10 protein-coding genes, 1 tRNA gene and 1 riboswitch are annotated in these 12,290 nt (G+C 67.7%); of the genes, 1 reads left to right on the forward strand and 10 read right to left on the reverse strand.

The features are described 5' to 3' along the window. Positions 1–118: 118 nt before the first annotated feature. The 4 genes from BCO18175_RS38500 to pepN all read right to left on the reverse strand — a co-directional run bounded on the left by BCO18175_RS38500 (position 119) and on the right by pepN (position 5,367). Positions 119–928, reverse strand: a complete 810-nt coding sequence (locus tag BCO18175_RS38500; protein ID WP_174988877.1) for a helix-turn-helix transcriptional regulator — start codon at positions 926–928, stop codon at positions 119–121. Positions 929–1,097: 169 nt separating this feature from the next. After that, positions 1,098–1,173: transfer RNA gene (locus tag BCO18175_RS38505), tRNA-Thr, on the reverse strand. A gap of 207 nt (positions 1,174–1,380) precedes the next feature. Further along, the gene (locus tag BCO18175_RS38510) at positions 1,381–2,394 is read right to left on the reverse strand and encodes a class 1 fructose-bisphosphatase (RefSeq protein WP_174918068.1); all 1,014 of its coding nucleotides are present in this window, start codon (positions 2,392–2,394) and stop codon (positions 1,381–1,383) included. A 279-nt stretch (positions 2,395–2,673) separates the two neighbouring features. Further along, entirely contained in the window at positions 2,674–5,367 is a 2,694-nt protein-coding gene (gene pepN / locus BCO18175_RS38515) for an aminopeptidase N (protein ID WP_174988879.1), read from the reverse strand. 187 nt (positions 5,368–5,554) lie between these two features. On the opposite strand from pepN, the gene BCO18175_RS38520 reads away from it, so the two are divergent. Further along, positions 5,555–6,253, forward strand: coding sequence for a DUF4136 domain-containing protein (locus BCO18175_RS38520; RefSeq protein ID WP_174988881.1), 699 nt, complete (start codon positions 5,555–5,557; stop codon positions 6,251–6,253). 52 nt (positions 6,254–6,305) lie between these two features. Here the strand turns inward: BCO18175_RS38520 and BCO18175_RS38525 are convergent, their stop codons facing one another. From BCO18175_RS38525 to BCO18175_RS38550, 6 genes are all read right to left on the reverse strand, one after another. Further along, entirely contained in the window at positions 6,306–6,878 is a 573-nt protein-coding gene (locus tag BCO18175_RS38525; RefSeq protein ID WP_046545165.1) for a TMEM165/GDT1 family protein, read from the reverse strand. 78 nt (positions 6,879–6,956) lie between these two features. Then, positions 6,957–7,094: riboswitch (yybP-ykoY riboswitch) on the reverse strand. 157 nt (positions 7,095–7,251) lie between these two features. Beyond that, positions 7,252–8,568, reverse strand: coding sequence for a guanine deaminase (gene guaD / locus BCO18175_RS38530; RefSeq protein WP_174988883.1), 1,317 nt, complete (start codon positions 8,566–8,568; stop codon positions 7,252–7,254). Beyond that, on the reverse strand, positions 8,565–8,918 hold the full coding sequence (locus tag BCO18175_RS38535) for a hypothetical protein (RefSeq protein WP_174988885.1): 354 nt from the start codon (positions 8,916–8,918) through the stop codon (positions 8,565–8,567). Before BCO18175_RS38535 ends, guaD begins: the two co-directional genes overlap by 4 nt. 27 nt (positions 8,919–8,945) lie before the next feature. Then, a complete protein-coding gene (locus tag BCO18175_RS38540) occupies positions 8,946–9,971 on the reverse strand; it encodes an adenosine deaminase (protein WP_174988886.1) in 1,026 nt (341 codons plus the stop codon). A gap of 18 nt (positions 9,972–9,989) precedes the next feature. Next, complete coding sequence (gene xdhC / locus BCO18175_RS38545; RefSeq protein WP_174970242.1) at positions 9,990–11,000, reverse strand: xanthine dehydrogenase accessory protein XdhC; 1,011 nt, start codon at positions 10,998–11,000, stop codon at positions 9,990–9,992. A 685-nt stretch (positions 11,001–11,685) separates the two neighbouring features. After that, positions 11,686–12,198 (reverse strand): disulfide bond formation protein B, encoded by a 513-nt coding sequence (locus BCO18175_RS38550; protein WP_085039729.1) that lies wholly within the window; start codon positions 12,196–12,198, stop codon positions 11,686–11,688. Positions 12,199–12,290 lie beyond the last annotated feature (92 nt).

The following is a 12,290-nucleotide window of genomic DNA, read 5'->3' on the forward strand; positions in this document are numbered from 1 at the left end:
CAACGCGTGCAGGCTGTCGACGCAGTATGGAAGCCGGGCGGAACTCCGCTGTCCCCATTCCGGGTACAGCAAGCCGACCGGGATTTACCCCGATTCGGTCGTCACGGGCCGGTTCGGTTCAGGGCTGCAGGCAGAGCGCGAACAGCTGGCGCTGGCTCGAGATGCCCAGGCGCCGGTACGCGCGCTTCTGGTACGTGACGACGCTCGACGTCTTCACGCCGATCATTTCGCCGATCTCGTGCGCGGTCTGGCCTTCGAGCACGCCGCGCAGCACGTCGAGTTCGCGCTTGGACAGCGCCGGGCATGCGCTGCGCAGCCGTGCGAGCATCTGTTGCGGGATACCGATCTGCGCCGCACCGGCGAGTGCGTAGTGATGCTTCGCGGCCTGCGCGATCAGTGGCGCAAGCGCCTCGATCTCCGCGATCTCACGCGGCTGGAATGCGCCGCTGCGATGCGCGCGGTACAAATTGATCGACAGCCAGCTCGCATCGTTGGGCTGCATCAGCAACGACAGCCGGTCGGACACGTCGGGGCCGCGGTAGCAGGCCGCGCGATACGCTTCATGATCGATCTCGTCGCCGGCCTGCTGGTGCAGCAGCAGGTCGTGGCGACGCGTGCCGCGATGCGCGCTCGACACGATCGTCTGGTTGCCGTCGAGCGCGTAGAAGTGCCGCGCGTAGGTGTCGGCGACGTCGCGCAGGTAACGGCCGCCGCGATGGTCGGCGACGGATAGCGTGCGCGGGCGGTTGCCGAACTCGTACGCGAAGATCGTGCATTGCGTGACCGACAGCGCGCCGTCGAACAGCTTCAGCACTTCGGCCGCGAATGCGTTCGGTTCGCTGTCGCCGATCGCTGCGACGAGGCGCGTCGCACGCGATACGTCCAGTTGCCCGGTGAGGTTCGGTCGCTCGAGACGCCAGGTGCGCATGATGCTCGGAAAGGGCGGGGTGATCCGTCGATTGTAATCGGCGGGGTGCGGCGCGGGAGTCGGGTGATGCCCGCAAGCAGAGCGGACGCGGGCAGAAGGAGCGGCACACGATTCGGTGCCCGGAATGAGAAAAGGGCTGACAAGCAATGCTTGTCAGCCCTTTATAACTTGGTGCCGGAGATAGGAGTCGAACCTACGACCTTCGCATTACGAATGCGCTGCTCTACCAACTGAGCTACACCGGCATCAGAGAAACGAAATTATAAGGTGAAATCTGAGACCTTGGCAATAGGTTTTGCGAATTTTTTTCAGCTTGCTGCTGCTGTTTCGCGAAACTCATCGACTCGGCAAACTTCCCGCTTCGTTTCACTGCGATACGACCCGTTGGGGTCACATCGAGAGGCGCGATTGTACGTACGTCGCGCGACACTGTCTAGTGCTGCAGTGCAAATTTATTCGTTTTCCTGGTGGTAGCCGGTCACGCGCTCGACTTCGTTCTTCGAACCGAGGAACACCGGGACGCGCTGATGCAGGCCCGTCGGTTGCACTTCCATGAGGCGCTGCGTGCCGGTCGTCGCGGCGCCGCCCGCCTGTTCGACGATGAACGACATCGGGTTCGCTTCGTACATCAGGCGCAGCTTGCCCGGACGATCGGGCGTGCGCTTGTCGGCCGGGTACATGAAGATGCCGCCGCGGTTCAGGATCCGGTGCACGTCGGCAACCATCGATGCGATCCAGCGCATGTTGAAGTTGTCGCCGCGCGGGCCGTCCTTGCCGGCGTTCAGTTCGTCGACATAGCGCTTGACCGGGTCGTACCAGTGGCGCGCGTTCGATGCGTTGATCGCGTATTCGCGCGTGTCGGCCGGGATCTGCATGTTGCTCTGCGTGAGCACCCACGAGCCGACTTCGCGGTCGAGCGTGAAGCAGTTCACGCCGTTGCCGGTCGTCAGCACGAACACCGTCTGCGGGCCGTACACGGCGTAGCCGGCCGCGACCTGCTGCGTGCCGGGCTGCAGGAACGATTCTTCGGTTGCCTGCTTGCCGTCCGGGCAGCGCAGCACCGAGAAGATCGTGCCGATCGACACGTTCACGTCGATGTTCGACGAGCCGTCGAGCGGATCGAACACGAGCAGGTATTCGCCGCGCGGGTAGTTCGCCGGGATCGGGAAGAACGTTTCCATTTCTTCCGACGCCATCGCGGCGAGGTTGCCACCCCATTCGTTCGCGTCGAGCAGGATCTCGTTCGACAGGATGTCGAGCTTCTTCTGCACTTCGCCCTGGACATTCTCGCTGCCGGCGGTGCCGAGCGCTTCGCCGAGCGCGCCCTTCGACACGTTGTAGCTGATCGCCTTGCACGCGCGTGCGACGACTTCGATCAGCAGGCGCAGGTCGGCGGGGAGGTTGTTGGTCTCACGTTGCTGTTCGATCAGGAACTTCGACAGCGTGGTGCGGCGGGCAATGGACATGACAGACTCCAGAAGGCCAAAGAATCCTTGAATGGCCGCAATTTTACCCGTCGTGCCTCCCGTGCCGCCGGGTTTTTTCGTCCGGTTACATGGCCGGGCGGCCGGGCCGGCCCGGTTTCCGGTGGTGGAAACCGGCGCGACGCGCTTTGCAGCGGCGGCAGGCGCCGCGGTCAGACCCCGCGATTGTGCCCGGTTCCAGCAGTATTCGCACAATAAAAAAGCCGGTGCCGCGACGTGCGGCACCGGCTGTATCGCGCAGGCGCGATGCGGGCGATGGCGTTACGCGAGCGCCTTTTCGACGATCTCGCGCACGTCGCGCGATTTCGCACCGGCGGCGACCTGCTCGAGCGCTTCGCGCATCCGGTCGCGCAGCGCGGGTGTGAAGCGGCGCCACAGTTCGAGCGAGCGGGCGAGGCGCGCCGCGACCTGCGGGTTGATCGCGTCGAGCGCGAGCACCTGTTCGGCCCAGAACGCGTAACCCGAGCCGTCCGCCGCGTGGAACTGCGCGGGGTTGGCCGCGCAGAAGCTGAAGATCAGCGAGCGTGCGCGGTTCGGATTCTTCAGGTTGAACGCGGGGTGCGCGAGCAGCTTGCGAACCTTCGCGAGCGTCGGCTGCGCGGGCGTACCGCGTTGCGCCGCCTGCATCGCGAACCACTTGTCGATCACGAGCGCTTCCTTCTCGAAGCGCTGGTAGAAGTCGGCGAGCGCGCGCTCGGCCGGTTCGCTCGCGCCGGCGGCCGCGGCGGACAGCAGCGCGCCGAGCGCAGCCGCGCGATCGGTCATGTTGTTCGCCGCATCGTATTGCGCGGTCGCGAGGCGCACGGCATCGGCCGGATCCTCGAGTTCGGCGAGATACGCGAGCGCGAGGTTCTTCAGCGCGCGGCGGCCGGAGGCCTCCGGCGTCGGTTCGTAGGCGCCGGGCGTCTGGTGCTGTTCGTATGCGGCGAGCCAGTCGGCGCGCAGTTCGGTGGCGAGCCGGCGGCGCACGAACTGGCGCGCGCGATGCACGGCAGCCGGATCGGCTTCGGCCATCTGATCGGCCAGGTAGGTTTCCGACGGCAGCGTCAGCGCGAGTTCGCGGAACGCCGGCGACAGCGTTGCGTCGGTCAGCACGCGGCGGAATGCGGCGACGAAGTTCTCGCCGAGCGTGAGCGGCTCGTTCGCGGCGGCCCGCGCGGCGAGCGTCAGCAGCGCGCGCGTCGCGAGGCGCTGGCCGGCCTCCCAGCGGTTGAACGGATCGCTGTCGTGCGCGAGCAGGAACGCGAGGTCGTCGTCGCTGTAGTCGTACTCGACGATCACCGGGGAAGAGAAGTTGCGCAGCAGCGACGGCAGCGGTTGTTCCGGCACGTCGACGAACGTGAAGGTCTGCTCGGTGTCGGTGAAGTCGAGCACGCGCGTCGTGCCCGCCGCGGCGGCTTCGCCGTCGAGACGCAGCGGCAGGTCGCGGCCGTCGCGGCCGATCAGGCCGATCGCGAACGGAATCAGCAGCGGCCCCTGCTGCGTTTCGCGCGCGGCCGGCGACGCGTCGCCGTAGCCCTGCGCGAGCGTGACCGTATAGCGGCGCGCGGCTGCGTCGTACGCGGTGCGCACCGACACGCGCGGCGTGCCGGCCTGGCTGTACCAGCGCTCGAACTGTGCGAGGTCACGTCCGTTCGCGTCGGCCATCGCGTGACGGAAGTCGTCGCAGGTCACGGCGTGCCCGTCGTGGCGCTTGAAGTACAGGTCCATCCCCTTGCGGAAGCCGTCGCGGCCGAACAGCGTCTGGTACATCCGCACGACTTCCGAGCCTTTCTCGTAGACGGTCATCGTGTAGAAGTTGTTGATCTCGACGTAGCTCTCCGGGCGCACCGGGTGCGCCATCGGGCCCGCGTCCTCGGCGAACTGCAGCTGGCGCAGCACGCGTACGTCCTCGATGCGCTTGACCGCGCGGGCCGCGGATTCGATGTCGTCGCCCGCGGCCATGTCGGCCGAGAATTCCTGGTCGCGGAATACCGTCAGGCCTTCCTTCAGGCTCAGCTGGAACCAGTCGCGGCAGGTCACGCGGTTGCCGGTCCAGTTGTGGAAGTACTCGTGGCCGACCACCGATTCGATGTTCGCGAAGTCGGTGTCGGTCGCGGTCTCGGGGTTCGCGAGCACGTACTTCGTGTTGAAGATGTTGAGCCCCTTGTTCTCCATCGCGCCCATGTTGAAGTCGCCGACCGCGACGATCATGAAGCGGTCGAGATCGAGCTCGAGGCCGAAGCGCTTCTCGTCCCAGCGGATCGAGTGGATCAGCGAATCCATCGCATGGCGCGTCTTGTCGAGGTCGGCGGGCTCGACCCACACCTGCAGCAGCTTTTCCTTGCCCGAGCCGGACGTGATCTTTTCCTCGATCGCGACGAGCTTGCCCGCGACGAGTGCGAACAGGTAGCTCGGCTTGCGGAACGGGTCTTCCCACTTCGCGAAGTGGCGGCCGTCGGGCAGGTCGCCGGAATCGACGAGGTTGCCGTTCGACAGCAGCACCGGGTACGCGGCCTTGTCGGCGCGCAGCGTCACCGTGTACGACGCCATCACGTCCGGGCGATCGAGGAAGTAGGTGATGCGGCGGAAACCTTCGGCTTCGCACTGCGTGAAGAAGTTGCCGCTCGACACATAGAGGCCCGACAGCGTCGTATTCTGGTCGGGTGCGCACGCGCTTTCGAGCGTCAGCTCGAATGCATCGGGAACATTCTCGACGGTCAGCCCGTGCTCGTGCGCACGCACGGCGCCATGCGGCGCGCCATCCAGGTGTGCGCCGAGGAATTCGAGCGCTTCGCCCATCAGCTCCAGGTGCGGCGCGGGCGCGGCGTCCGGATTGCGGCGCACGCGCATCGTATTCCTGACGATCGTACGGGCCGGCGCGAGATCGAATTCGAGCGCGACGGAATCGATGAGGAAGGCCGGCGGCGTGTAGTCGGCGCGGCGGATCACGGTGGAAGAGGCGTTGTCGGACATGGTCGTCGAGATCGGTGGAGTGGGGGACGGGCCCGTGGCACGAGCCGGGCGAACCGGGCCATTGTACAAAGGCTGGCGGCCGCGTGCCGGGCGAACTTTTTACCGGTTCCGGGAGTCCGCGTATTATCGGCATCCCGTTACGGTTCGCGCGGTGCGACGAACGGGTGACGGATCGAAGAGGATCAACATGAAACGCGAATGGATTCAACGCGGTGCGGGCTGGGCGGCGGTGCTGTGCGTGGCGCTGCTGACCGGCTGTACCAGCTACGTGACGACCCAGGTCACGGCCTTCTCCGACTGGAGCGGCAGCGACGCGACACGCACCTATGCGTTCACGCGCACCGATGCGCAGAAGAACAGCATCGAGCAGTCGACCTACGAGCCGATCGTCGCGAACGAGCTGTCCACGTATGCGTTCCGGCAGGTGCCGCAGGCGCAGGCGCGGTATCTCGTCGGGCTGACCTATGCGGTCGGCAGCGATCTCGTGACGGTGCCGCAGCCGGTCTATTACGATCCGTGGTTCACGCCCGGGCCGTACTGGCGGCGCGGGCCGTGGGGCCCGTGGGGCCCCTGGGGGCCGATGCCGGCCGGCTATGTCGCGCAGACGTACCAGGTGTTCGACTACACGCTCGGCATCCGCATCACCGAGCGCGCGACGGGCAAGGAGGTGTACAACGTGTCCGCGCGCACGACCGGTGACAACGGCACGCTGCTGTACGCGATGCCGTTCCTCGCGCGCAGCGCGCTCGCCGATTTCCCGCTGTCGAACGGCGCGGTCCGCTCGGTCCGGCTGCCGGTCGACAAGCGCGGTGGCCCGGCGGCGCCGGCCGCCAACGAGCGCGTGGTGCCGGCGGCGCCCGCTTCGGGCGCCGCCGCTGCGAAGTAACGCGGTATCGCTCTCGGCGCGGCCGCTCGGCCGCGCCGGCCATTCCCTTCCGTCAGACCCCGATACCCAGCAGCGCCAGCGCGCCGAGCACGACGAACAGCACGGCCGCGATCGCGTGCACGAGCTTCGTCGGCAGGCGGTGCGCAAAGCGGTCGCCCAGCAGGATCGCGGGCACGTTCGCGAGCATCATCCCGAACGTCGTGCCGGCCACCACGCCGATGTAGTCCTGGAAGCGCGCGGCCAGCGCGACGGTCGCGATCTGCGTCTTGTCGCCCATTTCAGCGAGGAAGAACGCGACGAGGGTCGCACCGAACACGCCGAGCCGCGAACGGTTGGCATTGGCTTCGTCGGCATCGAGCTTGTCCGGCACGAGAATCCACAACCCCATCGCGATGAACGAGAACGCGAGCGCCCAGCGCATGATCGACGGCGTGACGAGCACGCCAAGCCATTCGCCGAGCGCGCCGGCGAAACCGTGGTTCACGAGCGTCGCGACGAGCACGCCAAGAATGATTGGCACCGGCTTGCGATAGCGCGCGGCCAGTACGAGGGAAAGCAGTTGGGTCTTGTCGCCGATTTCAGCGAGGGCGACGGCGCCGGTGGAGATCAGGAAGGCTTGGGACACGTATGGGGTTCCACGGGCCGATGTTGTGCGTGCGAGCGACGATCCACGGCGCGCCGGGCCCTGATGCGGCGCACTGTGAACCATCGGTCTCGCCAGGCCTAGGTGGCTGCGTCCGCCATGGCCGTACGGCCAAGTCTGTTGACGGACGCCTCCGTCACGATGCGCGCCGGGGGCGCGGGACATCGAGCGGAGCGGCTACTCCCCAATGAGCGGCGAATTCTAGCACGGCGCGTCGCGCGCGGGAAAGCGGTCGGGCGGCGCGGTGCGTGGCGTCGGGGCGGGATCGGCGTACAGCCATTGCCGGTGGTATGGCTGGCCCAGCGGGCGCGACGGCGGATGCCGGCGCCTGCCGGGACGAGCCCCCGGCAGGCCGTTACGCGGCGGCGCGGCGTGCCGCGCCGCGCTCGTGGACGAGCTTGCCGGCCGCGTAGGTGCGGTACACCGCGCGGTCGTCGCCGAGCAGCGCGAACGCGAACAGCAATTCCTCGAGCGAATCCGCGCGCTTCGTACGGCGCGCGAGCAGCGGCGTGGCCTGCGGATCGAGCACGACGAAGTCGGCCTCGGTACGCGGCGCGAGCGTGCCGACCGTATCGGTGAGGTCGAGTGCCTGCGCGGCGCCGGCCGTCGCGAGCCAGAACATCCGCGTCGCGGTCAGGTGATGGCCCGACAGCCGCGCGACCTTGTGCGCTTCGTTCATCGTCTGCAGCATCGAGAACGACGTGCCGCCGCCGACGTCGGTCGCGAGCGTGACGGGCACGTCGTATTCACCGGCCTTGTCGAAATCGAACAGCCCGCTGCCGAGGAAGAAGTTCGACGTCGGGCAGTGCGCGACGACGGTGCGTGTCTCGGCCATCCGGCGGCGGTCCTCGTCGTCGAGGTGGATGCAGTGGCCGTACACCGCGCGCGGACGCAGCAGCCCGTAGCGATCGTAGATGTCGAGATAGCTGCGATGGCCGGGGAACAGCTCGGCCACCCATTTCACCTCGTCGACGTTCTCCGCGACGTGGCTCTGCACGAACACGTCCGGATTGCGGCGGGCGAGTTCGCTGCACGCTTCCAGTTGCGCCTCGGTCGACGTGGGTGCAAAGCGCGGCGTGAGCGCGTACATCTGGCGGCCCTTGCCGTGCCAGCGGCCGATCAGCTCGGCACTGTCGTCGTAACCCGATTGCGCGGTATCGCGCAGGAATTCGGGGCAGTTGCGGTCCATTAGTACCTTGCCCGCGATCATCCGCAGGTCGCGCGCGTCGCTCGCCGCGAACAGCGCATCGGCCGACTGCTTGTGTACCGTGCAGTAGACGAGCGCGCTCGTCGTGCCGCAGGCGAGCAGTTCGTCGACGAAGAAGTCGGCGACTTCGCGAGCGTGCTCGGGATCGCCGAACTGGCGCTCGGTCGGGAACGTGTACTTGTCCAGCCACGGCAGCAGGCCCGGCGCCGGCGACGCGATCATGTCGGTCTGCGGATAGTGGATGTGCGTGTCGATGAAGCCGGGCACGATCAGCTTGTCGCGCAAGTCGTGGACGATCGCGTCGCGCGCGAGCGTCGTGGCGAGCTGCGCGTACGGGCCGGCCGCGACGACCTTGCCGTCGTCGACGATCAGGAGGCCGTCGGTCTCGTAGTTCGCGGCCTGGCTCGATTGGGCCGGGTCGCCGTTGAAGGTCAGCAGCTGGGAACGAAAAGCGGTTTGCGTCATGACGAATGGTCCTGCATCAAGGTAAGGCGAACAGAAGAAAACGAGCGACGCCGCGTGAGGGCGGGGCGGCGCTTCGCGAGCGGTTGCAGCACGCTGCGTGCGGTACGACCGGATGCGATTGCGCGGGCGAACGTGGCGGCCGAAGCCGCCAGCGAGTGGTTGCCGGCGGGCCTCGCAGCCGTTGCGCTCGCGACCGGTGCGGCAGCGAACCGAATGGCAAACCGCGACGGCAGACGCGCGCGAGCGACGACGAACGGCGCCGCCGCCGCGCGCTCACGTACGCGATCGTCCCGGCGCAAGGCCGGGCCGGTGGTCGCGAAGCGGATGCCGTTGCCGTTGCCGTGTTTCATCTGTCTGGCGTTCCTCGATGCCGGCCGTCACGCGGCCTGCCAGTACGCGTCGAGGCGCGCGTACAGTGCGTCGCGCTGCGCCGGATCGATGAACGACGCCTCGAAGCCGTTGCGGATCACCGCATGGACTTCGGCATCCGTGAGTTGCAGCCCTTCGGCCGTCGCGAAGTAGTTTTCGTTGACGTAGCCGCCGAAATAGGCCGGATCGTCGGAGTTGATCGTCACCGCGACGCCGCGATCGAGCAGCGCCTTCAGCGTGTGCTTCGCCATGTCGTCGAACACGCACAGCTTGAGATTCGACAGCGGGCAGACGGTGAGCGCCGTGCGCGTTTTCGCGAGACGTTCGACCAGTGCCGCGTCCTCGATGCTGCGCACGCCATGGTCGATCCGGTCGACCTTCAGCACGTCGAGCGCTTCATAGATGTACGCGGGCGGGCCTTCCTCGCCCGCATGCGCGACGAGCTTCAGCCCGAGCGCACGCGCCTTCTCGAACACGCGTGCGAACTTGGTCGGCGGATGGCCGAGCTCGGACGAGTCGAGGCCCACGCCGATCAGGCGATGGCGATAGCGCTCGAACAGCGGCAGCGCGGATTCGAACGTCGCGAGCGCGTCCTCTTCGGACAGGTGGCGCAGGAAACACAGAATCAGCTTGCTCGACAGCCCGCGTTGTTCGGCATCGGCGAGTGCCCGCTCGATGCCCGCGACGACCGTCTCGATCGGCACGCCACGCTCGGTGTGCGTCTGCGGATCGAAGAACAGCTCGGTGTGGACGACGTTGTCGGCGAGCGCGCGTTCGCAGTACGCGGCCGTCATGTCGTAGAAATCCTGCTCGGTCAGCAGCACGCTCGCGCCTGCGTAATAGATGTCGAGGAACGACTGCAGGTCGGTGAATGCGTACGCGGCGCGCAGCGCGTCGATCGAGTCGTACGCGAGCTTCACGCCGTTGCGCTGCGCGAGCGCAAAAATCAGTTCGGGCTCGAGCGAGCCTTCGATATGGATGTGCAGCTCCGCTTTCGGCGCGCGGGCAATCTTGTCCTTGAATGTCGGGGTCATGGCGTCGTTCTTGGTCGGTCAGTAGGTAGGGGAAGCCTGCGCTGCCGCATTCGCGTTCGCTTCGACGGCCTGCAGCAACTGCGCGGCCACCGAGATTGCGATCACTTCGGGCGCCTTGTCGATGATGCCTTCGACACCGATCGGGCAGCGCATCCGCGCGACCTGGGCCGGGTCGATGCCGATGGCTGCGAGGCGATGATCGAACTGCACGCGTTTCGCGTGCGAGCCGGTCATCCCGAAGTACGCATAGTCGCCGCGCCGCAGGATGCGCTCGGCCAGCACGAAATCGAGTGCGTGGTCGTGCGTCATCACGACGAAGTAGGACTGCGGCGGTGCGGCGTCGACCGCGTCGGCCGGGGCAGCGGCCGCTTCGATCGCGAGGTTGCCGATGCCGGCAAGTGCGTCGGCCGGCGGGAACACCGCATCGGGCCCGTCGATCCAGCGCACGTGGCACGGCAGCGTCGCCAGCACCTTCACGAGCGCGGTGCCGATGTGCCCGGCGCCGAACAGCACGACGGGGAACGCATACGGCGCGATCGTTTCGGTCATCAGCGACACACCGCCGGTTTCCCACAGCAGGCAGTCGGCACGCGCGGCTTCCGATTCGGGCTCGCTCAACAGCGGCGCGCCCGGCGAGGGGCCGAATGATACGCTACGCACGGTCGCGGCGCCGGCCGCGACACGCTTCGCGAGCGACATGATCCAGCCGAGATCGCCCACATCGAGCCGCTCGAACGCGAGCACCACGGCGCCGCCGCAGCACTGGCCGAGGCTCGGGCCGAGCGCGAGCCGTTCGAGCCGGCGCGCGTGCGGCACATGCGCGCCATCCTTCAGCAGATGCCGCGCGATCTCGATCGCCTTCCATTCCAGATGACCGCCGCCGATCGTATGGCGGGCCATGTCGCGCGTGACGAGCATCTTGGTGCCGGCTTCGCGCGGCGCGGAGCCGTCGGTGTGCGCGACCGTCACGAGCACGGCCGCTTCGCCGTGCGCGAGCAGTTGCTGCAGATCGCCGAGCCAGGCTTCCATCAGCACGCTCCGTTCGCGACGACGCGGCACGACACGCGGCGCGGGCTGGCGAGCGTGGCGGCAACGATGACGGACGGGAGCGGCGCGGGCCGGCCGCACGGCCGATGCGGTGCGGCGGCAGCACGCCGACGGCGCGCGCGGACGGCACCGCCGGATGTGCGGACGCCATGAGGATGACGGATGCGGATGGTTTGCGTTGTCATGATGAATCCAGTCGACATTGCGGATCGGGCGCGCGTTACGCAGGGGTGGTGAGACCGCCTGGCCTCGCGCACGTAGATCGCCATCCAGTCACGAAGATAGCACCGCAAGGCGACGGGAACATCGCGCGGCGGTGATCCGGGCTATCAGGAGGCGATCATGTCGATCATAGGCCCGCCGCGTGTGATCGGGGCACCGAGGCGTGCACGTCGGGCCGAATCGCAGGCGTGGCGGGGCTGGGCGCGGAAGTCGCGCGATGTGCCGTTCGCCCGGAGATCCGGGCGGCGGCGGGGTAGGTGTTTACGCGGGGCCGGCCAGGCGGGGTCGCTCAGGTGCGGCTGGCCGGGCGGGGCTGTCCAGGCACGGCCCGCAATGCACGGCCCGCCGGGTTGGTCCGGCGAGCGCCCCGGGGCCGGGCGGTCAACGGCCGGCGGTGTGCGGCCGAGGCGAGCGGGCCGCGCGCAGGCCGGTTGAAACCGGCCGGTCAGGCCACGAGCTTGCGGCGATGGCGCCAGAGGCTCGCGACGACCGCGATCAGGATCACTGCGAAGCCGATCAGCGCCCAGCCGGGCAGCAGGATGCCGAAGATCGGCGGATAGACGGTCTCGCACAGCCCGGCGACCTTGAACATGCCGGGGAACCACTGCGCGGGCGGCAGACTGTCGACGATCGGCTGCAGCGTGTCGAAGCCGCAGCTGAAGCCCGGATTCATCTGGATCGACAGATGCCGGGCGGCCGTGCCGACGCCGCCGGCCGCGGCGATCGCGATCAGCAGCTCGAGCACCCAGACGCCGCGCCAGTTGCGGATCCCGGCGGCCAGGAACGCGAAGATCCCGATCGCGCAGAAGAAGTAGCGCTGGATGATGCACAGCGGGCACGGATCTTCGTTCTTCACGTACTGCAGGTAGAGCGCACCGGCCAGCAGGGCGATGCACACCCATCCGAGCAGCATCAGCAGGCGGCGTTCGCGGCGGATTGCGAGCGTGTAGTCGTTCATGTCGGCGGGGTTCCTCGTGGGTCGGTCCGGAAAACAATCGCGCGATTTTAGCGCGAACGGTCTGGCACGAAACTGACAGCGCGCGTGCGGCA

This window comes from Burkholderia lata (genome assembly GCF_902499335.1).
Classification (GTDB): domain Bacteria; phylum Pseudomonadota; class Gammaproteobacteria; order Burkholderiales; family Burkholderiaceae; genus Burkholderia; species Burkholderia lata_B.

Coding starts and splice junctions, on each gene's coding strand:
- BCO18175_RS38540 (WP_174988886.1), bottom strand. CDS start 9,971: ATGACCCCGACATTCAAGGACAAGATTGCCCGCGCGCCGAAAGCGGAG.
- pepN (WP_174988879.1), bottom strand. CDS start 5,367: ATGTCCGACAACGCCTCTTCCACCGTGATCCGCCGCGCCGACTACACG.
- BCO18175_RS38535 (WP_174988885.1), bottom strand. CDS start 8,918: ATGAAACACGGCAACGGCAACGGCATCCGCTTCGCGACCACCGGCCCG.
- BCO18175_RS38520 (WP_174988881.1), top strand. CDS start 5,555: ATGAAACGCGAATGGATTCAACGCGGTGCGGGCTGGGCGGCGGTGCTG.
- BCO18175_RS38550 (WP_085039729.1), bottom strand. CDS start 12,198: ATGAACGACTACACGCTCGCAATCCGCCGCGAACGCCGCCTGCTGATG.
- BCO18175_RS38510 (WP_174918068.1), bottom strand. CDS start 2,394: ATGTCCATTGCCCGCCGCACCACGCTGTCGAAGTTCCTGATCGAACAG.
- BCO18175_RS38500 (WP_174988877.1), bottom strand. CDS start 928: ATGCGCACCTGGCGTCTCGAGCGACCGAACCTCACCGGGCAACTGGAC.
- xdhC (WP_174970242.1), bottom strand. CDS start 11,000: ATGGAAGCCTGGCTCGGCGATCTGCAGCAACTGCTCGCGCACGGCGAA.
- guaD (WP_174988883.1), bottom strand. CDS start 8,568: ATGACGCAAACCGCTTTTCGTTCCCAGCTGCTGACCTTCAACGGCGAC.